General features: G+C 68.2%; 15 protein-coding genes. 12 read left to right on the top strand and 3 right to left on the bottom strand.

All coding sequences use genetic code 11. From position 1 onward, the window contains the following. Nucleotides 1–57: 57 nt before the first annotated feature. Nucleotides 58–2,262 (top strand): type 1 glutamine amidotransferase family protein, encoded by a 2,205-nt coding sequence (locus tag BSF38_RS03530; protein ID WP_083713735.1) that lies wholly within the window; start codon nucleotides 58–60, stop codon nucleotides 2,260–2,262. 128 nt (nucleotides 2,263–2,390) lie between these two features. Here BSF38_RS03530 and BSF38_RS03525 read toward each other — a convergent pair whose 3' ends face one another. Both BSF38_RS03525 and BSF38_RS03520 read right to left on the bottom strand, forming a co-directional pair. Next, complete coding sequence (locus BSF38_RS03525; RefSeq protein ID WP_076350567.1) at nucleotides 2,391–4,349, bottom strand: FG-GAP repeat domain-containing protein; 1,959 nt, start codon at nucleotides 4,347–4,349, stop codon at nucleotides 2,391–2,393. A 26-nt stretch (nucleotides 4,350–4,375) separates the two neighbouring features. Then, the gene (locus BSF38_RS03520) at nucleotides 4,376–4,660 is read right to left on the bottom strand and encodes a hypothetical protein (protein ID WP_076343484.1); all 285 of its coding nucleotides are present in this window, start codon (nucleotides 4,658–4,660) and stop codon (nucleotides 4,376–4,378) included. Between the two features lie 408 nt (nucleotides 4,661–5,068). Between BSF38_RS03520 and BSF38_RS03515 the strand changes: the two genes are divergently transcribed. The 7 genes from BSF38_RS03515 (at nucleotide 5,069) to msrA (ending at nucleotide 16,317) form a co-directional block, all read left to right on the top strand. Continuing rightward, nucleotides 5,069–6,292 carry a serine hydrolase domain-containing protein gene (locus BSF38_RS03515; protein ID WP_076343483.1) on the top strand — a complete coding sequence of 408 codons (1,224 nt, stop codon included), beginning with the start codon at nucleotides 5,069–5,071 and terminating at the stop codon, nucleotides 6,290–6,292. A gap of 121 nt (nucleotides 6,293–6,413) precedes the next feature. Next, nucleotides 6,414–6,809 carry a YidH family protein gene (locus BSF38_RS03510; RefSeq protein WP_076343482.1) on the top strand — a complete coding sequence of 132 codons (396 nt, stop codon included), beginning with the start codon at nucleotides 6,414–6,416 and terminating at the stop codon, nucleotides 6,807–6,809. Nucleotides 6,810–6,839: 30 nt separating this feature from the next. Then, a complete protein-coding gene (locus BSF38_RS03505) occupies nucleotides 6,840–8,414 on the top strand; it encodes a glucose-6-phosphate isomerase (protein ID WP_076350566.1) in 1,575 nt (524 codons plus the stop codon). Between the two features lie 44 nt (nucleotides 8,415–8,458). Then, entirely contained in the window at nucleotides 8,459–11,107 is a 2,649-nt protein-coding gene (locus BSF38_RS03500) for a DEAD/DEAH box helicase (protein ID WP_076343481.1), read from the top strand. Between the two features lie 140 nt (nucleotides 11,108–11,247). Continuing rightward, on the top strand, nucleotides 11,248–12,597 hold the full coding sequence (locus tag BSF38_RS03495) for a Gfo/Idh/MocA family protein (protein WP_076343480.1): 1,350 nt from the start codon (nucleotides 11,248–11,250) through the stop codon (nucleotides 12,595–12,597). A gap of 236 nt (nucleotides 12,598–12,833) precedes the next feature. After that, complete coding sequence (locus tag BSF38_RS03490) at nucleotides 12,834–15,737, top strand: PVC-type heme-binding CxxCH protein (RefSeq protein ID WP_076343479.1); 2,904 nt, start codon at nucleotides 12,834–12,836, stop codon at nucleotides 15,735–15,737. Nucleotides 15,738–15,846: 109 nt separating this feature from the next. Beyond that, nucleotides 15,847–16,317 carry a peptide-methionine (S)-S-oxide reductase MsrA gene (msrA, locus tag BSF38_RS03485; RefSeq protein WP_076343478.1) on the top strand — a complete coding sequence of 157 codons (471 nt, stop codon included), beginning with the start codon at nucleotides 15,847–15,849 and terminating at the stop codon, nucleotides 16,315–16,317. Between the two features lie 44 nt (nucleotides 16,318–16,361). Here msrA and BSF38_RS03480 read toward each other — a convergent pair whose 3' ends face one another. Further along, nucleotides 16,362–16,583, bottom strand: coding sequence for a hypothetical protein (locus BSF38_RS03480; RefSeq protein WP_076343477.1), 222 nt, complete (start codon nucleotides 16,581–16,583; stop codon nucleotides 16,362–16,364). A gap of 190 nt (nucleotides 16,584–16,773) precedes the next feature. Between BSF38_RS03480 and BSF38_RS03475 the strand changes: the two genes are divergently transcribed. From BSF38_RS03475 to BSF38_RS03460, 4 genes are all read left to right on the top strand, one after another. Then, entirely contained in the window at nucleotides 16,774–17,187 is a 414-nt protein-coding gene (locus BSF38_RS03475) for an acyl-CoA thioesterase (RefSeq protein WP_076343476.1), read from the top strand. Between the two features lie 97 nt (nucleotides 17,188–17,284). Further along, nucleotides 17,285–19,609 carry a PSD1 and planctomycete cytochrome C domain-containing protein gene (locus tag BSF38_RS03470; RefSeq protein WP_076343475.1) on the top strand — a complete coding sequence of 775 codons (2,325 nt, stop codon included), beginning with the start codon at nucleotides 17,285–17,287 and terminating at the stop codon, nucleotides 19,607–19,609. A 3-nt stretch (nucleotides 19,610–19,612) separates the two neighbouring features. Next, nucleotides 19,613–21,049: a DUF1501 domain-containing protein gene (locus BSF38_RS03465; protein WP_076343474.1), complete on the top strand. Its 1,437-nt coding sequence runs from the start codon at nucleotides 19,613–19,615 to the stop codon at nucleotides 21,047–21,049. A gap of 124 nt (nucleotides 21,050–21,173) precedes the next feature. After that, on the top strand, nucleotides 21,174–22,223 hold the full coding sequence (locus tag BSF38_RS03460; protein WP_076350565.1) for a DUF1559 domain-containing protein: 1,050 nt from the start codon (nucleotides 21,174–21,176) through the stop codon (nucleotides 22,221–22,223). The last annotated feature ends 10 nt before the right edge of the window (nucleotides 22,224–22,233 follow it).

The following is a 22,233-nucleotide window of genomic DNA, read 5'->3' as shown; positions in this document are numbered from 1 at the left end:
CTCATCCGTCCGGACGGACGAGCGGTCAATCACGATCCTCCCATGGACCCTCCCGCCATGAAACCATCCAGCCGCGCCCTTGTTCTCTTCGCGTTCGCCGCGCTCACAACGTCGGTCAGGGGCCAGTCGCTCAATCCCTCGGCGCTGGTCGACCCGCGTCAGAAAGAGGAGCGGACGTCGTTCCAGACGGGTGCCTACTGGGACCCTGGGCTTCAACTTCCGGCCGACGTCGTGATGTGCTACGGGGTCGGCAACGACCTGCCCAAGCGGCTCGCGCAATGGAAGAGTCGCGGCTACATCACGCAGTTGATGACCGGTGTTTCGTGGGGGCAATATCAGGATTACCTCTACGGGCGGTTCGACGGCAAGAATCACGTCGACGAGGCGCAGACCGATCGCAACGGCAAGGTCATCTCGCACGGCGGCGACGTCTATTACATGTGCCCCGGGCCGAATTACGGCAAATACCTGGCGCAGAACGTCATCAAGGCCATCGACGCCGGCGCCGAGGCGATCCACCTGGAGGAGCCCGAATTCTGGGCCCGCGCCGGCTACGGCGAAGGCTTCAAACGCGCCTGGCGCGCGCACTATAAGGAAGAATGGATTCCGCCGCACGAGTCGCCCGACGCCCAGTATCGCGCATCGAAGCTCAAGTACGTCCTTTACCGCGACGCCCTCAAGCAGATCTTCGACGCGGTGAAGGAGCACAACGCCAAGACGGGCAAGAACGTGAAGTGCTACGTCCCCACGCACAGCCTGGTGAACTACGCCCAGTGGCGGATCGTCAGCCCCGAGTCGAGCCTGCTCCAGGTCGGCGCCGACGGGTTCATCGCCCAGGTCTGGACCGGCACCGCGCGGACGCACAACGTCTATCGCGGCGTCGAGGCCGAGCGGACGTTCCAGACGGCGTTCCTCGAATACGGCTCGATGACCGCCGCCACCCGAGGGAGCGGCGGCAAGCTCTGGTTCCTCCACGATCCCATCGAGGACAACCCCGAGTACACCTGGGACAACTACAAGATCAACTGGGAATGCACCGTCGTCGCCTCGCTGTTCTGGCCCGAGACGTCGCGGTACGAGGTCGCGCCCTGGCCCGACCGCGTGTTCCACGGCAAATACCCCCGGCCGGAGCGCGGGCGGCGGTTCCGCGACCTCCTCAAGGCCCGGCCCGAACCTCAGCCGATCCCGGCTTCGTACGCCACCGAGCTACTCACCGTCATGAACGCGCTCAACGACATGGAACAGAGCGACCTCGCGTGGGAGAGCGGCACGCGCGGCGTCGGCCTGGTGATGTCCGATACGATGATGTTTCAGCGCGAGGGGCCGAACCAATCCGACCAGCACCTCGGCTCGTTCTTCGGCCTGGCCCTGCCGATGGTCGAGCGCGGCATGCCCGTCGAACCCGTCCAGCTTGAGAACCTCAAGACCACGAAGGACCTCGACCGCTACAAGGTCTTGCTCATGACGTACGAGGGCATGAAGCCGATGTCGCCCGACGCCGACAAAGTGCTCGCCGACTGGGTGAAGGCCGGCGGCGCGCTCGTGTTCGTCGACGACGACCGCGACCCGTACAACGCCGTCAAGGCCTGGTGGAACGCCCCCGGCGGCCCCGGTTTCACGACGCCCCGGCAGTCGCTCTTCGAGGCCCTCGGCGTGGGGCGAGACGCCAAGCCCGGCGCGCACAAGGTCGACAAGGGGACGCTGATCTGGGACGCCGCCAGCCCGGCCGCGCTGACTTACAAAATCGATGGCGCCGTACAAATCCGCAAGCTGATCGAGCAGGCCTGCCAGGCCGCCGGCGTTTCGTACGGCGAGACCGACCACATGGTGCTCCGCCGCGGCCCGTACGTGATCGCCGCGGGGCTGGAAGCCGACAAGCCGGGGCAAAGCCACACGCTCAAGGGGCGGTTCATCGACCTGTTCGACGCCGGCCTGAAGGTCGTCGAATCCGTGCCGCTCGCCCCGACGACCCGGGCGCTTTTGATCGACCTCGACCGCGCCGCGAAAGCGCCCCGCGTGCTCGCCGCCGCCTGCCGCGTGACGAGCGAGACGCCAACGCCCGAAGGAGGCCTGAAGTTCGTCGCCCGAGGCCCGAAGGACACGACGGCCGCTATCCGCGTCGCGCTCGCGAAGCGTCCGGCCAAGGTCACGGTCGACGGCCAGCCGGCTGACGGCGAGTCCCAGACCTGGGACGACGCCTCGCACACGCTGCTCCTCCGGTTCGCCAACGGCGCCGACGGCCGACAGGTCGCGATCGATTGAGGATGCGAACGAGTGCAATGGGTGGCACGGGTTCGGTTCGTCCGAACCCGTGGGACAGGCCGTGGCAAGCGATCACGGGGTCGAGTACGAACCCGTGCCACCCTACGACTACGACTCATATACAAATTCTATTTACCCAGCTTCGTCGCGGGGTTGCGAAGGTAATAAAACCGGCCGTCTTCGGCGCCGCCGAGGAAGTCGGGGAGGCCGTCGGCGTTGAAGTCGACGACGGTGGGGCTGACGTCGTGGCCTTCGATGTTCTGGTTGGAAAGCGGGCCCATGTCGCGGAAGGCCCAGACGTCGTCCTCGGCGTCGACCTGGCGGAAGAACTGGGCGTTGGCGGCGTTGAGCAGGAGGTCGAGCTTGCCGTCGCCGTCCCAGTCGACGACGCAGAGCTTGCGCCGGCCGCTCTTGCCGGCCTTGCCCGCGTTGAGCCGTAGCGGGTCGCCGTTGGGTTTGTAGAACGCTCGCCGTGGAGGCAGGAGGACCAGCCGGCCGCTGGACCGGGCGCGAGGGAAGAGGCTGAGATAGCCTTCGTGATCGAGCATCACCAGGTCGACCATGCCGTCGCGGTTCCAGTCGATCGCGAACGGCGTCGTCCGCCATTGCGTGAGCAGGGCCTTGCCCTCGGGCCGAAGCCAGCCCCAAGGCAGGTGCGGCTGCGGGCGGCCCTGATTCCATTCCACCTCGATCGGCTGCGCTGCGGCGAGCTTCGGCTGCGTCCGCGAGCCGATGTTGCGATGCCACTGGACCTTGCCCCAGATCGAATTGACGAGCAGGTCGGGCCGGCCGTCGGAGTCCCAGTCGGCGACGCTCAGCGTGGTGTAGCCCCACTTGGCCTCGCAAGGCCCCTGGATGCTGCCGTTCGGACCCGCCATCACGCGGATCATGGCGCCGTCGGCATCCAGCCGCTTCGGCGCGGCCCATTTCGGCTTCTCGACGCCGGGCCCGCTCAGGTTCTCGAAGAAGCCGATGTAGCCGGCCGTGTTCCCCGAGAGGATGTCGAAATCGCCGTCGCCGTCCCAGTCGAAGCCGACCGGCGTGGCGAGCGCCCCGAATTTCAGGTCGTCGGCCTCTTGCTGGAAATAGCGAGGCGCCAGGAACCGGGGCGAGCGGTCGGCGGCGAGCGCGCCGGCGTTCTCGACGAACGCGACCCGGCCGTCCTCGTCGCCGACGATCAGGTCGACGTCTCCGTCAAGATCCCAGTCGATCGCGGTCGGCGTGATCATCTCCAGGTCCATCGCCAGCGGGCGGCCGTCGGCGTTCGCCAGCCGCTTGCCGGCCGCGTACTCGGGACGGGTCCGCGAGCCGACGTTCTCGAAGTACGTGAAGCCGTCGAGGAATTCGCCGCAGATCAGGTCGAGATCGCCGTCGCCGTCGAAATCGGCGAAGTTCGGCGACGGCCAGCCGAACACCTCGATCGGCGCGCCGGCGGCCGTCGCCTGGAACGGTTTCTCATACTTCGGCGCATCGTTCTCGCCCACGTTCCGGATCACATAGACGAACCCGCGCAACGGGCCGCGCGTCCACTTGCCGGCGACGTCGTAGCCGTCGTCCCAGCCGTAATCGGTCCAGTCGTCGGCGCCGACGACGACGTCGAGCTTGCCGTCGCCGTCATAGTCGACCAGCCGCCAGAAATTCCCGCGCACCTTGTTCGGGTGGATGTTCGCGGGCAGGCCGAGACTCTTGACGACGTCGAGGCCGCGGTTGAGGAAGTCGGGGTATTCGAAGCCCGGCGAAAGGACGCGGGGGCGGCCGTCGACGTAGCTGACCTGGACGTTCTGCAACCCCTTGCTGATGCGCCGACCCGGCTTGAAGACCGGGGTCTTGACGGCCGAGGTCGGGCCGGTCGCATTCTCGAAGAAGTAGACGCCGTTGTACGGCTGGTCCGGGCAGGCGACGACGAGGTCGAGGTCGCCGTCGCCGTCGAAATCCATCGGCAGCGGCCAGGCCCAGAGGCCGACGCCGAGGTCGACGACGAGGCCGGGGTTGTTGTACTTCAGCCGCTCCAGGCCGTCGGCCGCGTCGACCCGCGCGGCGACCGCCAGGCACAGGAACGCACACGCCGCCATCCCGCTCCATCTCATGATCACGTCGACTCCAACTCGCTCGCTTATCCGGGGACGAACCGCCGCAACAGCCCCGAAAGCAGGCCGCCGCGAGGGCGAGAGCGAGCGTCGGGCTGGTCATTGTACGCACACGAGCGGAACAATTCTTCCAGCTTGCGGCGAAACGACCAATCCTGAGTGAGCTGCGAGAGCCGATCGAAGTCGGTCTTGCTCATGTAGCCGTTGCACGTGAGCCGCTTGGTCGCGGCGTCGTAAGACAACCGGTCCTTCATGTCCCGAGGAATAACGAACCCGGTCGGCAGTCTTTCGAGCATGACGAAGCGATCCATGGAAGACCCTCCATCCCATTCAAGCCCTTAAATACGTCGTCGATCGGTCGAACCGAATCGTGCGACGGCCGCCCCGCTGCCGCGTTAATCGGCAAGTCCAGCATGGGCGCGAGAGCCCGTCGATTGCAATCGTCGGATTCGAATTTCCCTATCCACGACAACCGCGCCATTCGCGCGGGTCGCATTGCAAAACCTGCATTCATCCTTGCCGGAAACAGCCGCCCAAGTCGGAAAGGCCGCCGCGCGAGCCCGGTCGACAGAGTTCGCCCGACCGATCGAACTCCGAGAGTCGGACCGAAACACGACCGTCGCCATTTGCGGATCGGATTCGCGGGATCTAAGCTGGAATGATGCCGTGTCGACGCGGCTGATGCGGGCGATTGCGAATCTCAGGAGGGGGAGACGGCGATGATCGATCGGCGCGGCTGGCTGGGTTCGGCCCTGGCGGGAGGGCTGGCGATCGCGGCGGGCGGGCTCGGAGGCCGAGCCTCGGCCCAGGAGCCCAAGCCCCAGACCAAGGGCCGGCGCACGGTTCGACGGCCTGTGGTCGCTCGCGACCGCACGGCGATGCGGCCGGTGCTCGAGCCCTGGGAGACGGGCCTCGCGAGCGATCCCCGGATCGAGACGATCCTCGCGCCGATGGTCGAAGCCTACAAGCCGCCCGGCATGATCGGCGCGATCCTCAAGGGGACCGCGATCACGGCGATCGGCGCGGTCGGCGTCCGCAAGATCGGCTCGTCCGACCCGATCCGCGTGACCGACCAGATCCACATCGGTTCGTGCACCAAGGCCATGACGGCGACGATGATCGGCACGCTGTTCGAGGACCAGTTGCTCGCGCCCTCGACGACGATCTCCGAACTCTTCCCGGACGACGCGCCGGGGTTGCATCCCGACTTTCAGAAGGTCACGCTCTGGCAATTGCTCACCCACCGGGCGGGCCTGCCGCACGACGCTTCGTGGTGGCAGCTCGCCGGCCAGACGACGACCGAACAGCGGCGTTCGGCGATGCTTCAACTCATGTCGAAGCCGCCGCTCACGAAGCCGGGAGCGACCTACGCCTACTCGAACGCCGGCTACGCGCTGGCGGGCCTGATGGCCGAGCAGGCGACCGGCCAGCCCTGGGAAGATTTGATGCAAGAGCGGCTGTTCGCGCCGCTCAACATGTTCTCGGCGGGCTTCGGCCCGCCCGGCGAAGGGCGGCCGGGAACCGTCGACCAGCCGTTCGGCCACCACATGGTTCGCGGCCGGCTCGAAGCGACCCGACACGACAACGCGGCCTGCCTGGGACCGGCCGGAACCGTGCACTGCACGACGGCCGACTGGGCGAAGTTCGCGATCGCCCACCTTCGCGGCGAGCGGGCCGACGGCAAGCTGCTCCGGGCCGAGACGTTCCGCGAACTGCACACGGCGCCGAAGGGTTCGCAGTACGCCGCCGGCTGGATCGTCGTCAATCGGCCCTGGGCCGGAGGCCGGGCGCTGACCCATTCGGGCAGCAACACCTACTGGTACTGCACCATCTGGCTCGCCCCGGCCCGCGACTTCGGGATTCTCGTCGCCGCCAACCGAGGCGACGGCGACGTCGCCCGCGCCTGCGACGAGACCGTCGGCGCCCTGATCGGCCTGGCCTGACGACAAAGACGATTGCCGATGCGATGATCTCTTCTCCCGGTGGGGGGGAAGGCATACTCGCCGCGGTCGGCGTCTGTGTATGATAGCTCTCGACGACTTTTCACCCGAGACACGATCCGGCATGGACCTGAACCAACATCACGAGACGCACCCACCGATCGAAGACCCCCGGGTCTACCTGGCCGCCGAGCGCACCTACCTGGCCTGGGTGCGGACCTCGATCGGGCTGATGGGCTTCGGCTTCGTGATCGCCCGGTTCGGCTTCTTGATCCGGAGTCTGGCGATCATGGACCCGAGCCGTCCGTATAACTCGAAGTTCTCGCCCTACCTCGGATTCACGATGGTCTGCTTCGGCGTCGCGGTCTGTCTGGTCGCGGCCGTCCGTCATCGCGTGTACATCCGGGCGCTCCGCGCCGGGGTGGCGAACCCGCAAATGAGCCTGTCGGCTTCGATGGCCCTCGCCGCCGTGCTGGCCGTCGCCGGAATGATGATGGCGATTCATATTTTGACGACTTAGCACCTTGACCTGATGGGAATCGAGAACGGAATGAACGCCCAGGAACTTTGGAAGCGCTATCAGCGGACGCTCTGTCAGGTCGCCTCGGTCGGGGTCTCGCTCGACGTCAGCCGGATGGCGTTCGACGACGCCGACCTGGAGCGGATGAAGCCGGCGCTCGACCGCGCGTTCGCGGCGATGGACGAGCTGGAGAAGGGGGCGATCGCCAACCCGGACGAGAACCGGATGGTCGGCCATTACTGGCTGCGCGCCCCCGAACTCGCGCCGACGTCGGACCTGACCGACGAGATCGCCCGGACGCTCGCCGCGGCGGTCGACTTCGCCGCCCAGGTCCACTCGGGCGCGATCAAGCCCCAGCGCAAGCCACGATTCACGCGGATGCTGTCGATCGGCATCGGCGGCTCGGCCCTCGGCCCGATGTTCGTCGCCGACGCCCTGGGGGGCCCCGGGATCGACAAGCTTCAGCCCCACTTCATCGACAACACCGACCCCGACGGCATCGCCCGCGAGGTCGCGCGGCTGGGTGCGAATCTCGACGAGACGCTCGTCGTCGTCATGAGCAAGAGCGGCGGCACGCCCGAGACCCGCAACGGCATGCTCGTGATCGCCGAAGCCTACCGCGCGGCGGGCCTCGATTTCGCCAAGCACGCGGCGGCCGTGACCGGCGACGGCTCGAAGCTCGACCAGGCCGCCGTCAAGGAAGGCTGGCTCGCCCGATTCCCGATGTGGGATTGGGTCGGCGGCCGGACCAGCGAGACCTCCGCCGTCGGCCTCGTGCCGGGCCTGCTCCAGGGCCTCGACATGACCGCCCTCCTCGAAGGCGCGGCCGACATGGACAAGGCGACCCGCGCGCACGACGCCGCCAAGAACCCCGCCGCGCTGCTGGCCCTGATGTGGTTCCTCGCGACCGACGGCAAGGGGCGCAAGGACATGGTCGTGCTCCCCTACAAGGATCGACTTTTGCTGTTCAGTCGATACCTCCAGCAGCTCGTGATGGAGTCGCTGGGCAAGCGGCTGGACCTCGACGGCAACCGCGTCGATCAGGGGATCAGCGTTTACGGCAACAAGGGGTCGACTGATCAGCATGCGTACGTCCAGCAGCTTCGCGACGGCGTCAACAACTTCTTCCTGACGTTCGTCCGCGTGCTCGAAGACGGCGGCGACGGGGTCGAGGTCGAGCCCGGCGCGACGCCCGGCGACTACCTCCACGGCTTTTTGCTCGGCACCCGCGAGGCCCTGTTCGCCAACGACCGCCAGTCGGTGACGATCACCGTGACGCGGGTCGACGCCCGGACCGTCGGCGCGCTCATCGCGCTGTTCGAGCGGGCCGTCGGGCTGTACGCGAGCCTCGTGAACGTCAACGCCTACCACCAGCCGGGCGTTGAGGCCGGCAAGAAGGCCGCCGCCGAAGTGCTGGCGATCCAGGACAAGGCGGCCTCGGCCCTGTCGGCGACCCCGCATACGGCCGATCAGATCGCCGCCGCCGTCGGCGCGCCCGAAGCCGCTGAGGCCGTCTACCTCGTCCTAGAACACCTCGCCGCCAACGGCCGCGCCCGCGTCACCCCCGGCGAACACCCCGGCGCCACCACGTTTCAGGCCCCGTGAGCCGAGCATCCTCCGAGACTCCAACCACCAACCGAGACCCCGCCATGAGTCTGGCTGGCATCGAGTTCGAGACCGAAGATGAACCGACCGATCCCGAGTCGGAGGCGCTCGGGGTCCTCGTCGGTCGGATCGGCAGGAAGGGGGGCGCGATCCCGGCCGAGGCGCTGGCCCGGCATGTGATGAGCATCGTTCCGGCCGACGAGTGGCCGGTGCGGGTCGAGGCGGTCGACGCCCTCTTGCGGCGCCTGGAATCGGCGCGGAAGGACGAGCTGCGGATCGACGCCCGGCCGGCCGACGGGCGGACGCTCGGACGGTACGCGACCCGCCGCAAGGGGTCGAACTCACGGCCGTACCACACGGTCGCCTCGGGCGTCGATCCGATCGTCGGCCGATGCGACTGCCCCGACTTCCTCAAGAATTCGCTCGGCGTCTGCAAGCACGTCCTGGCCGTCGTTGAGCATCTGTACTCCCGGCCCCGGCTGCTGGCCCGGGCGATCAAGGAACAGGCCGAGACCGCGACGGACGCCGATGTCGAGGGGCTGACGTGGGACCCGATCCGCCCGCTGGTCGGCTTCGGCGACTGGCTGGAGCGCGTCGTCTGGCGAGGCGCGGGGAAGGACGCCCCGCGCGGCCTGTTCAAGGTCGACGCCCAGGGCGACGGCCTCGTCAAGAACGCCTTTCGCGACGCGCCTGAGAAGCGGCTCGCCGTCGTCGAATCGTTGCTGGCGGTCGGGCCGAAGACGCCGGGCGATCGCGGCCTCGATCCGGCGGTGCATGCCTTGCTGGCCCAAGAGCAGGCGAGGCTCACGCGGATCATCCGCGGCGTGGTCGGGCCGTCGAACCTGAAGAACACCTTCAAGGGGCTTTCGCGGCCGCTGTATCCGTATCAGCGCGAGGGGGTGAACCGGTTCCTGCGGACCACGCGCCTACTGCTGGCCGACGACATGGGGCTGGGCAAGACGGCGCAGGCGATCGCCTGCTGCAACGTCCTGTGGCGGGCCGGGCGGGCGAAGCGCGGGCTGATCATCGCGCCGGCGGCGCTCAAGCCCCAGTGGGCCCGCGAGTGGGCTCAGTTCTCGGACCTCTTGGTCCAGGTCGTCGACGGGCCGCCCGCCGAACGGCAACGGATTTACGAACGCTGCAATGAAGGCTTCCTCATCATCAACTATGAGCAATTGCTTCGCGACCTGGAGATGGTGCGGGGCTGGGCGCCCGACCTGGTTGTGCTCGACGAGGCGCAGCGGATCAAGAACTGGGCGACCAAGACGGCGCTCTCGGTGAAGGGCTTGAATCCGCGGTACCGGCTGGTGCTGACCGGGACGCCGATGGAGAACCGGGTCGAGGAGCTGGCGTCGGTGGTCGAGTGGGTCGACGACATGGCGCTCGAGCCCAAGTGGCGGCTGCCGGCGGTCCACGCCGTCCGGGCCGACGGCCGCAAGGAGGTCGTCGGCGTCCGCAACCTCGACACGCTCCGCGAGCGGCTCGCGCCGTGCATGCTCCGGCGGGTCCGGCAGGAGGTGCTCGACCAGCTTCCGCCCCGCACCGACGTCCGGGTGCCGATCGAGATGACCGAAGAGCAGATGGAGGAGCACGACGCGCTCAACCAGCCGATCGCGCAGCTCGTCCGCATCTCGATGATCCGTCCGCTCAAGCAGCACGAATTCCTCCGGTTGATGAGCCTGTTGACCACGCAGCGGATCATCTCCAACGGCCTGGCCCAGCTTCGGTTCGAGGACGTCTGGCCGTCGATCCGCCGCCGAAGCCCCGACGACGGCGTGCTCAAGAGCCTGTCGGCCCCCAAGCTGATCGAGCTGCGCCAGCTCATTCGCCAGCTCGTGCTCGACCAGGGCCGCAAGGTCGTCGTCTTCAGCCAGTGGCGGCGGATGCTCCACCTGGCGCACTGGGCGGTCAGCGACTTGCTCGCCGAGGAAAACCTCCGCGCGGGCTTCTTCACCGGCGCCGAGAACCCCAGGCGGCGCACCCAGAACATCGTCGAATTCCACGACGACCCGACGTTCCGCATTCTCTTCGCCAGCGACGCCGGCGGCGTCGGGCTCAACCTCCAGCGCGCGGCGAACTCCGTCGTCAACCTCGAACTCCCCTGGAACCCCGCCGTCCTCGAACAGCGGATCGGCCGCATCTACCGGATCGGCCAGAACCTGCCGATCGACGTCTACAACCTGATCGCGGAGCAGGGGATCGAATCACGGATCGCCGATCTGGTCGGCTCGAAGCAGGCGTTCTTCAAGGGCCTCTTCGACGGCCAGAGCGACTCCATCCAGTTCGAGAACGCCGGCTCGTTCTTGAGCCGCGTCCAGAAGCTCTACGAAGACTCGATCGCTGAAGCCGCCCGAGGGGGCGGGGGGGTGGACGACGAGACCGAGACCGTCGAGCTGGCCGACGCGGCCCTCGACGACGCGGTCGCCGACCGGTTCGACGAGTTGATCGAGGCCGGCGACGAATCGCGCGACCCGGTCGCGGTCGTCAGCGAGACCACCGTGATCGAGGAGCGAAGGGCCGCGATGCCGGCCAGCGACGGCGAGGTCCGCCGGCTGTTCTCGCAGTTGAGCGTCCGCCGCGAGCCCAACGGCAACCTCGTCATCGAAGCCCCCGCCGAAGCCGCCGACACCCTCGGCGCCCTGTTCGAAGGCATGGCCGCCATGCTCCGCGCCTCGGCCCGGCCGACGGAGTAAGTTGCCCGATCGCGGTTGGAGTTGCGGCGGCGGCGGCTTGCGACGGCGGGCGGTGCGCGTCATGCTGAAAACCTATCGGCGGATTCGGGCGTCGCGGTCCGAGGCCGATCTCTTGCCTGTTTTCGAGGAGTCGCTGGACCATGAAACGTCGTGATTTCCTGACCACTTCCGCCATCGCCGGCGTTTCCGGGAGCTTCTTGCGAGGCGCGGCGCCGGCCGTCGCCCGGGCGGCCGACGAGTCGCCCAATTCCAAGGTCCGCTTCGCCTGCATCGGCGTCGGCGGCAAGGGGGACAGCGACACCAACGACGCCGGCAAGCATGGCGAGATCGTCGCCCTTTGCGACATCGACGAGAAAACGCTCGACAAGATGGCGGCCAAGTACCCCAACGCGAAGAAGTACTTCGACTACCGCAAGATGCTCGAAGAGCTTGGCGACAAGATCGACGCCGTCACCGTGAGCACGCCCGACCACTCGCACGCGGTCGCCTCGGCGATGGCCATGCGGATGGGCAAGCACACGTTCTGCCAGAAGCCGCTGACGTGGTCGATCGAGGAGGCCCGCATCCTCCGCACGCTCGCCGCCGAGAAGAACCTCTGCACCCAGATGGGCAACCAGGGAACCGCCGACGACGGCTTCCGCGAAGGCGTCGAGCTGCTCAAAGCCGGCGCGCTCGGGCCGATCAAGGAGATCCACGTCTGGACCAACCGGCCGATCTGGCCGCAGGGCGTCAAGCGCCCCACCGACACCCCCGGCATCCCCAACAACGTCCACTGGTACGAATTCCTCGGCCCCGCCCACGACCGCCCCTACCACGGCGGCTACCACCCGTTCAACTGGCGCGGCTGGCTCGACTTCGGCACCGGCGCGCTGGGCGACATGGCCTGCCACACGATCAACGTCGCCGCCATGGGCCTTGAGCTGTTCGACGCCGAGAGCGTCGAGGTCCTCGACACCTCCGGCATCGTCGACCGCGAAACCTACCCCACCTGGTCGATCATCAAGACCCAGTTCGGCGAGCGCAACGGCCGCGCCCCGCTCTCCCTCACCTGGTACGACGGCGGCGACAAGCTCCCCGAGGAGAAGCGCGCCTACAAGAAGCTGCTGCACGGCGAAAAGTCGTCCGGCAGCGGCCTGTTGATCGTCGGCGAGAAGGGCTCGTTCTACTCCGTGAACGACTACGGCGCCGAGCACGTCCTGCTGCCGCGCGACAAGTACAAGGAATTCAAGAAGCCCGAGGCGACCCTACCGCGCTCGCCCGGCCACTTCACCGAGTGGGTCGAGGCCATCAAGACCAAGGACCCCAAGAAGGCGCTCTCGAACTTCGAGTACGCCGGCCGCCTCACCGAGACCGTCCTCCTGGGCGTCGTCGCCCTCAAGGCCGGCACCAAGATCGAGTGGGACGCCAAGGACATGCGCGCCAAGAACAACTCCGCCGCCGACCAGTACATCCGCCGCGACTACCGCAAGGGCTTCTCGATCCACGTTTGAGCGCGGCTCGCAGACACGTTGTGGACGGCCGGATTCGGGTTCCCTTCTCCCCTTGCGGGAGAAGGTGCCCCGAAGGGGCGGATGAGGGGTGCTCGATCGCCCTGTGACCCGAACAAAGACACGATGATGCTCCCCCCTCATCCGGCCGTGCCGGCCGCCTTCTCCCGCAAGGGGAGAAGGCATGGCCGCGACGGCCTGTTCTCATAATCAAACCGAGTTTCACCTAGCGAGCCACGATGATCTGTTCACACGTAAACTCCGTACTGCGTTCGTCGCGCCTGGCGCGCAGGGTCTTCCTCGGGGTCTGGATCAGCCTGACGGCGGGGGCGGGGCCGGGGCCGCTGTCGCCGGAGGACGAACGGGCGACGTTGCGGCTGATCGACCCGGAATTGCGGATCGAGCTGATCGCGTCCGAACCCGACATCGCCAGCCCGGTGGCCGTCGCCTGGGACGAGGCCGGGCGGCTGTTCGTCGTCGAGATGACCGACTACCCGGCCGGTCCGAAATCGGGCAAGGTCCGTATGCTCGTCGACCGCGACGGCGACGGCCGCTATGAGACCGCATCGACGTTCGCCGACGGATTGAATTTTCCGAACGGCGTGCTCCCCTGGAACGGCGGCGTGCTCGTGACCGCCGCGCCCGACATTGTGTTCCTGAAGGACACGAACGGCGACGGCGTCGCCGACGAGCGCCGGGTGGTCTTGACCGGGTTCGTCGAGGGGAACCAGCAGCTTCGCGTCAACGGCCTGACATGGGGCGCCGACAACTGGGTTTACGCCGCGAACGGCCGCAGCGACGGCGTCGTCCGCCGGCCCGGCGACCCCGACGCCAAGGCGGTCCCGCTCAACCGCCACGACTTCCGGTTCCGGCCCGACACCGGCGAAATCCAGGTGGTCTCCGGCTTCAGCCAGTTCGGTCTGCCGCGCGATGATTGGGGCCGCCGGTTCCCGTCGTGGAACACGATCCCGATCCGCCACGCCGTGATCGAGGAACGCGTCCTCAGCCGCAACAAATACCTAGCCGAATCGGCGTCGGTCGCGTCGATCCTCGACCCCGCCGACGGCGGCCGGGTCTTCCCGATCAGCCCCGCGCAGACGACGTTCAATCGCGAGTCGACGGCCTATTTCAACGCCACCTGCGGCCCCACGATCTACCGCGGCGACGTCCTGGGCGACGCCTACAAGGGCGACGCCTTCGTCTGCGAATCGCTCACGAACCTGGTCCAGCGCCGGGTGCTGGAACAGCGCGGGCCGACGTTCCTCGCCCGCCGGGCCGAAGCCGACCGCGAATTCCTCGCCTCGACCGACCCCTGCTTCCGCCCGGTCAACCTGACGACCGGCCCCGACGGCGCGCTTTACGTCGTCGACTTCTACCGCGAGATGGTCGAGCACCCGCAGTTCGTCCCCGAAGCGCTGCGCAAGTCGGTCGACTTCCGCCGCTGGAACAACCGGGGCCGGCTCTGGCGGATCAGCAAGAAAGACGCGAAGCTCGCGGTCGGCCCGCCGCTCGGCAAGGCGCCGACGGCCGTCCTGGTCGCCTCGCTCGAACACATCAATGCCTGGCAGCGCGACACCGCCCAGCGGCTGCTCGTCGAGCGCCACGATACGGCGGCGATCCCCGCGTTGGCTGCGCTGGCGAACGCCGGCGCGACTCCGCTCGGCCGGGCGCACGCCCTCTGGACGCTCGACGGCCTCGGATCGCTCGACGACGCCGTGCTCGCCCGGGCGCTTTCCGATCCGAACGCCGGCGTCCGCGAGGCCGCCGCGAAGCTGGCCGACGGCCGCCCGGGGCTCGCCGACGCGCTGGTCAAGGCGGCCGACGCCCCCGAGATCCGCGTGCGGTTTCAGGCGGCGATCGCGCTGGGCGACCTGGCCGACGACCGCGCGGCCGGCGCGCTGGCGAAAATCGCCGCGCGGGACGCCGACGACGAATGGGCCCGCCTGGCGGTGCTCAGCGGGCTGGGCGAGAAGGCCGATCGGTTCTTGCAGGCGTTGCTCGACGACGACCCCGAATGGCTGGCCGCGACGTCGCCGGGTCAGGCTCGATTGCTGGCGGCGGCGGCATCGATCGTGGGGGCGCGGAATCGCCCCGACGAGTTGCGGAAGCTGGCGGCCCGGCTGTCGCCCGATCCGAACGCCGCGTCGGTCGCCGGCCGGATCGCCCTGCTCGACGGCCTGTCGGACGGCCTGTCGCGAGCGGGCCGGCCGCTGCATGCGCTGTTGAAGGAAGGGCCGGCCGAGGCGTTCAAGGGGATCAGCGCGTTGCTCGACCGCGCGGCGAAGGTCGTCTCTGCCGCCGACGCCCCGCCGGCCGACCGCGCCCAGGCGCTGGCCTTGCTGGCGCGCTGCCGGCCCGAGGCGTGCGCCGAGGCGGTCCCCGGCCTGCTCGCGCCCGGCCAGCCCGACGCCGTGCAATCGGCCTCGGCCCGGGCGGTCGCCGAGGTGGGCTCGCCCGAGCTGGCGGGGCGGATTCTGGAGCGTTGGGGAGCGCTGCCGACCCGCGTCCGCCGCGAGGTGCTGTCGGCGTTGACGACCTCGGCGCCGCTGGCCGACCGGCTCGTGACGGCCATCGAAGACGAGGAGGTGGCGATGACCGAGCTGGCCCCCGCCGACCGCGACGCGCTCCGGCTCACGCCCGACGCCGCGCTCCGCGCCCGGATCGAGAAGCTGCTGGCGAAATCGGCCCCGGCCGATCGTGGCGCCGTCGTCCTGAAGTTCCAGCCGTCGCTCGAACTGAAAGGCGACGCCCAGCGCGGAGGCGAGCTGTTCGCCAAGAACTGCCAGACGTGCCACCAGCGCCAGGGCAAGGGCAACCGCGTCGGCCCAGACCTATCCGGCGTCGCCGGCCGTCCCCCGGCGGCGCTGCTGAAGGACATCCTCGACCCCAACGCCGACGTCTCGCCCGACTTCTCGACGTTCCTCGTCGTCACCAAACGCGGCCAGACGTTCTCGGGCCTGCTCGCCGAGGAAACCGCCTCCAGCCTGAAGCTCCGCGCCGCCGAGGGGATCGAGCAATCGGTGCTCCGCTCCGAGATCGAAGCCCTGCGCCCCAGCGGCCGAACCCTGATGCCCGAAGGCCTCGAAGAAACCCTCGGCCCCCAGGGCCTCGCCGACCTGATCGCGTTCCTCAAGCAACCGTGAGGAGAAGACGCGCCGGCCCTCGCGCGCCGCCCAATTGCCGACCGCGGTAAGATGAGGATGGTCGGGAACGGCGAGTTTCCCGAGTCCGAATCCAAAGGGAGGGTGCGCGATGGCAACGGCGACGTTTGGGGCGGGGTGTTTCTGGGGCGTCGAGGAAGCGTTCCGCAAGATGCCCGGGGTCGTCGAAACGGCGGTCGGCTACATGGGGGGGGCGGTCGAGCATCCGACGTACAAGCAGGTTTGCACCGACCAGACCGGGCACGCCGAGGTCGTCCAGGTTCAGTTCGACCCCGCGCAAGTGAGCTTCCCGCAACTGCTTGAGCTGTTCTGGAAGATCCACAACCCCACCACGCTCAACCGCCAGGGGCCCGACTTCGGCAGTCAGTACCGCTCGGCCGTCTTCTATCACGACGACGCCCAGCGCGACGAGGCGTCGGCGCTCAAGCGACGGCTCGATGAGTCCGGCGCGTTCCCCCGGCCGATCGTCACCGAGATCACCCCCGCGGCGACCTTCTGGCGAGCCGAGGAGTATCACCAGCAGTACGTTCAGAAGAACGGCGGCGGAAGCTGCCATATCTGATCGTGATCGATCGCGGCGTCCGCCGGCCGACTCGACCGAGCGGGTCAGCAGCAGAGCGCTTCGCAGGCCATCGTGGGCCGGCCGCGGAGCCGGAACGGGCTCGACCCCGGATCGACCGGGGCGGGCGCCGAGGATTCGGACAGCATGTCGAGGACCTGGGCGCGCAGGTCGTTGGCTTCGACCAGCGTCAGGTCGGAGGCGGAGAGCCGATTCAGGAGCGACTGAAGCCGCTCGATGGTGTGGGTCCGTCCGTCCGCGTCAGTCATGAGAACGTCGCAAGCCCTCTCTGGGCGATTTCGGGGAACAAAGATCCGTCTAATGACGACTCTAGGTCACACATCCGCTAGAGGCAACTTTCGCTCGATGGGTTCGGGGAAAGAACCATTCCAGGGCGATTTTTCCTTGGTACATTCGTCATAGCCTTACGCATTATTAGAGAGTGGAGCGTGTTTGGAAATGAGTTCGTCCAAAATTTTCGAGCACGCCTTCCGGGTCCGGACCGAGGACATCGACGGTCAAGGCCACGTTAACAATGTGGTCTATGTGAGATACGCCCAGGACGTCGCCGTGGCGCACTGGAAGACCGCCGTCCCGCAATCGTTCCGAGAAACCCTGTCGTGGGTGACGCGGCGGCACGAGATCGACTACCTGCGGCCGGCGTTCCTCAACGACGACCTGATCGCCCGTACCTGGATCGAGTCGGTCTCGGGCGCGAGCATGGAGCGGCGGATCGACATCGTCCGGCCCGCCGACGACACCCTGCTGACCCGCGTGAAGACCGTCTGGGTGGCCGTCGATCCTCAGACCCATCGACCCAAGCGGATCGACGACCGGCTCAAGGCGCTGTTCCTGGCCGACGCCCCCCCTTGAGCGGCTTGTCCGTGGGGGTTATGATCCGGGAAGCGTCCCCGCCCTCCGGTCGTTCCCGCCGTTTCCGCCAGGAATCGCACACCGAGGCGCCTTGCCCATGCCACACGCCCCCGCCCCCACTCGTCCGGCTTGGGTGCTCGCGATGCTGGGCGGCCTGCTCGCCTCGGCGAACGCGGCCGACGAACCCGCGTCGACCGCGTTCTTTGAGACCAAGATCCGGCCGGTGCTGGTCGAGCATTGCGCCAAGTGCCATGGCGCGGCCATCGCGGCGCCGAAGGGGGGGCTGCGGGTCGACACCCGCGACGACGTCCGACGCGGCGGCGATTCGGGGCCGGGCGTCGTCCCCGGCAAGCCCGACGAGAGCCTGCTGCTTCAGGCGATCGAACGAACCGGCGACGTCGCGCCGATGCCTCCCAAAACCAAGCTGCCGGCCGCCGTCGTCGCCGACTTCCGCGCCTGGATCGCCCACGGCGCGATCGACCCTCGCACGCCCGACGCCGCCAAGCCCGCGCCGGCCACGGCCGACGCCGACTGGTGGTCGCTCCGCCCCTTGACCCGTCCGGAAATCCCGAACGCGGGCCGCGACGCGGGCCGGAATCCAATCGACGCATTCTTGCGTGTACGCCTCGACGCCAAGGGGCTGAAGCCCGTCGCCGAGGCCGACCGCCGGACCTTGATCCGCCGCGTCACACACGACCTGACCGGCCTGCCGCCGACGCCCGACGAGGTCGCCGCGTTCGTCGCCGACGCCGATCCGACGGCTTACGAGCGGCTCGTCGATCGGCTGCTGGCCTCGCCCCGATACGGCGAACGGTGGGCGCGGCACTGGCTCGACGTGATCCATTTCGCCGACACCCACGGCCTTGAGCATGACCAGCTTCGGCCCAACGCATGGCGGTATCGCGATTACGTGATCGCCAGCTTCAACCGCGACGTCCCCTGGGACCGGTTCATCCGCGAGCAGATCGCCGCCGACGCGCTTTATCCCGATCAACCGAGCCTGACGGCCGCGCTCGGCTTCCTCGGCGCCGGTCCTTACGACCGCAGCGCGGCGGGGACCGCGCCCAAGAATTTCGAGTACCTCGACCGCGACGACCTGGTGACGCAGACGATGTCGGCCTTCGTCAGCACGACGGTCAACTGCGCCCGCTGCCACGCCCACAAGTTCGACCCGATCCCGCAGGAAGACTACTTCGCGCTCCAGGCGGTTTTCGCGGGCGTCGGCAAGGGGGACGTGGCGTACGACGCCGATCTCGAAACGGGCCGTCGCCGACGACTCTTGAAGACGTTCCTCGCCGCGTCCTGGGCCGGTCGAGCGATCTCGGCGCCGGCCGCGTTCGTCTTGGGGGCGGTCGGGACGGCCGCGTTCACACGGCTGCCGGTGCCGTTGCAGGTTTACGCGGCGTCCAGCTCGGCCGAGAACGAGCGCGGGATCGTCGCCATCACGACCCCGCGCGTGATCCGCGTGCTCCGTCGCGGCGACCTCGACGCGCCCGGGCCCGAAGCCGCGCCCGGGGCGCTTTCGGCCGTGTCGTCGCTCAAGGGTCGGTTCGACCAGGTCGCGCGAGACGACGAGGCGGGCCGACGCGTCGCGCTGGCCGAATGGCTGGCCGACGATCGCAATCCGCTGACCTGGCGGAGCATCGCGAACCGGGTCTGGCAGTATCATTTCGGCCGCGGCCTGAGCGACGCGCCCGGCGATTTCGGCCGGATGGGCGACCCGCCGTCGCATCCGGAATTGCTCGACTGGCTGGCGGTCGAGCTGCGCGACGGCGGCTCGATGAAGCGGCTGCACCGGCTGATCTGCACGAGCGCGGCCTACCGGCGGGCGTCGGTCCATCGCGACGACGCCGAGGCCGTCGACCCCGGCGACCGGCTGGTCTGGCGGATGAGCCGCCGCCGGCTTGAAGCCGAGGAGTTCCGCGACGCCGTGCTCGCCGTCAGCGGCCGGCTCGACCACCAGCCCGGCGGCCCCGGCTCGGCCCAGTTCAAGACGCTCCCCGGCATCCAGGTCACGCCCAAACTCGACTACGAGACGTTCGACTGGGACGCCCCCGGCGCGACCCGGCGGTCGATCTACCGGATCGTCTGGCGCGGCATGCCCGACCCGCTGTTCGACGCCCTCGACTTTCCAGACGCCACGCTGATGACGCCGGTCCGCGGCTTCTCAGCCTCGCCGCTCCAGGCCCTCGCGCTGCTCAACAACCCGTTCGTGCTCCGGTTCAGCGCGCATTTCGCCGCGCGAGTCGAAGCCGTCGGCAAGTCGACCGACGACCATGTCCGCGCCGCGTTCCGACTGGCCCTATTGCGCGAGCCCTCGACCGACGAGCTGGCCGCGTTCGGCAAGCTCGCCGACGCGCACTCGCTCGCCGCCGTCTGCCGCCTGCTGTTCAATAGCAACGAATTCTTGTTCGTGGACTGAATCATGAATCAAAACCCGTTGCACATGCCGGCCGTCTCGCGTCGCGACTTCCTCTCACGGTTCGGCGGCGGCATCGGCTCGGTGGCCCTGGCGCAGCTTCTATCGCGCGACGCCTCGGCCGGCGCGGGTGCTCCAGGGGTGCTCGGGGCGCCGCATCATCCGGCCAGGGTGAAGCGGGTGATTCAGTTGTTCATGAACGGCGGCGCGAGCCCGATGGACACGTTCGATTACAAGCCCGAACTGAACCGGCTGCACGGCCAGTTGATCGGCCCCAAGGAGAAGCCCGAGGGCTTCACCGCGCCGGCCGGCGCGGTCATGAAAAGCCCGTTCGCGTTCCGCCGTCATGGCGAGCGAGGGCAGTGGGTCAGCAGCGTGTTTCCGCATCAGGCGAAGTGGGTCGACGACATGGCCTTTTTGATGGCCATGGCCTCCAAGACGAACGTCCACGGGCCGGCCAGCTACATGATGAACACGGGCTTTCTGCTGCCCGGCTTCCCGTGCATGGGCGCCTGGATCTCGTACGGGCTGGGCGACCTGACCGACAACCTACCGACGTTCGTCGTCCTGCCCGATCCCAAGGGGCTGCCGTACAACCAGAAGGGGAACTTCAGCGCGGGGTTCCTGCCGGCGCGGCACCAGGGGACGGTGATCAACGCGGCCTCGGCCCGGCCCGTGCCCGATTTGTTCCCCGACGCCGGTTGCAAATTCGCCGGGGGCGACGCCCAGCGCGACAGCCTGGCGTTGCTCGAACGGTTCAACCGCAAGCACGCGGACGACCGGCCCGACGATTCACGGCTTGAGGCCCGGATCGCGTCGTACGAGCTGGCCGCCAAGATGCAGTTGAGCGCCCCGGAGGTCTTCGACGTCTCGCGCGAGAGCGCGGTCGTCCGCCGAGCGTACGGGCTCGACCAGGACCACACGGCCGACTTCGGCCGCCGCTGCCTGCTGGCGCGCCGGCTGATCGAGCGCGGGACGCGGATCGTCCAGGTCTGGAGCGGGCCGCAGGGGGCCGAGGGGAATTGGGACAACCACGGCAACATCCAGACCGAGCTGCCGCCGATCGCCGCGAGCGTCGACCAGCCGATCGCCGCCTTGCTCGGCGACCTCAAGGCCCGCGGCCTGCTCGACGACACGCTCGTCGTCTGGACCACCGAGTTCGGCCGCACGCCGTTCGCGCAGGGCTCGCTCGGCCGCGACCACAACGGCGGCTCGTTCGTCACCTGGCTCGTCGGCGCGGGGGTGAAGGCGGGCGCGTCGCACGGCCGCAGCGACGACCTCGGCTATCACGCGGTCGAGGGCAAGACCTACTGCTACGACCTCCACGCCACGATCCTCCACTTGATGGGCGTCGACCACAAACGCCTCACCTTCCGCACCGCCGGCGTCGATCGCCGCCTCACCGACGTCCACGGCGAGGTCGTCCACGAAATCCTGGCCTGAACCGGCCCAGCCAGGCTCATCGATTCTTCATCAATTCTTGCATGTAATATCATTGGTGGAATCGAGCATCATTTTGTAGGGTGATCGAACAGGATTTCGACCCTACGAAATGGAGCCGAAGCTCATGAACTCGCATCGTCGTCTCGACCGGGCGTTCACGTTGATCGAGTTGCTGGTGGTGATCGCGATCATCGCGGTGTTGATCGCGCTTCTGCTGCCGGCGGTGCAGTCAGCCCGCGAGGCCGCTCGTCGCATTCATTGCACGAACAACCTCAAGCAGCTCGGCCTGGCGGTGGCCAACTACGAGAGCGGCAACAACGCCCTGCCGCCGCAGCAGACGATGAAGCAGGTCGGGACCAAGCAGCCGACGTCGTATACGTCGTGGGGCGTCAGCGCCCGGCTCGCGCCGTTCATGGAGGCCGGGCCGCTGTACAACTCGATGAACTTCACGCTCAAGTACAGCGACCCGACGAACACGACGGTCAGCTACACGACGATCGGCTTCCTGCTCTGCCCGAGCGAGCCGAATCAGCAGCCGAACGCCAACCCGGCCAAGGGCGAGTCGTTCGGGGTGTCGAACTACGGCTGGAACGTGGGCGACTGGTACGTCTTCGGCGGCGCGTCGGGCCCCGCCAACCGCAACGCCTTCGCCGTCAACGTCAGCCGGTCGTACGCGGCGTTCACCGACGGCCTCAGCAACTCGGTCCTCAGCGCCGAGGTCAATACGTATCAGCCGCTGTTCAAGTCGTGCTTCGGCAACGGGTCGGGCGGAACCTTCCCGATGCTGAGCGACCCCAACAACGTGCCGTCGCCCGCCGACTCGTTCGCCGTCGTGAAAGCGGCCGCGACGTCAGGCTCGTGCAAGGCCGACACCGGCCACACCAAGTGGTCGATCGGCTCGGCTTGCTACGACGGCTTCACCACGGCCCTGCCTCCCAACGCCAAGGTGATCGTCGACGGCACGCAGCAGAGCTACGACCTGGCCACGCTCGACGAGAACAACGGCGGCCCGACCTTCGCCGCCATCACCTCGCGAAGCCACCACCCCGGCGGCGTCAACGCCCTGTTCGCCGACGGCAGCGTCCACTTCATCAAGGACTCGATCGACGGCATGAACTGGCGGGCGCTCGGATCGATCCGCGGCGGCGAAATCGTCTCCTCCGACCAGTACTAACCGACACGAA

Source organism: Paludisphaera borealis (assembly GCF_001956985.1).
In the GTDB taxonomy this organism is placed as follows: Bacteria; Planctomycetota; Planctomycetia; order Isosphaerales; family Isosphaeraceae; genus Paludisphaera; species Paludisphaera borealis.
This window is presented reverse-complemented; position numbering and strand designations above follow the sequence as displayed.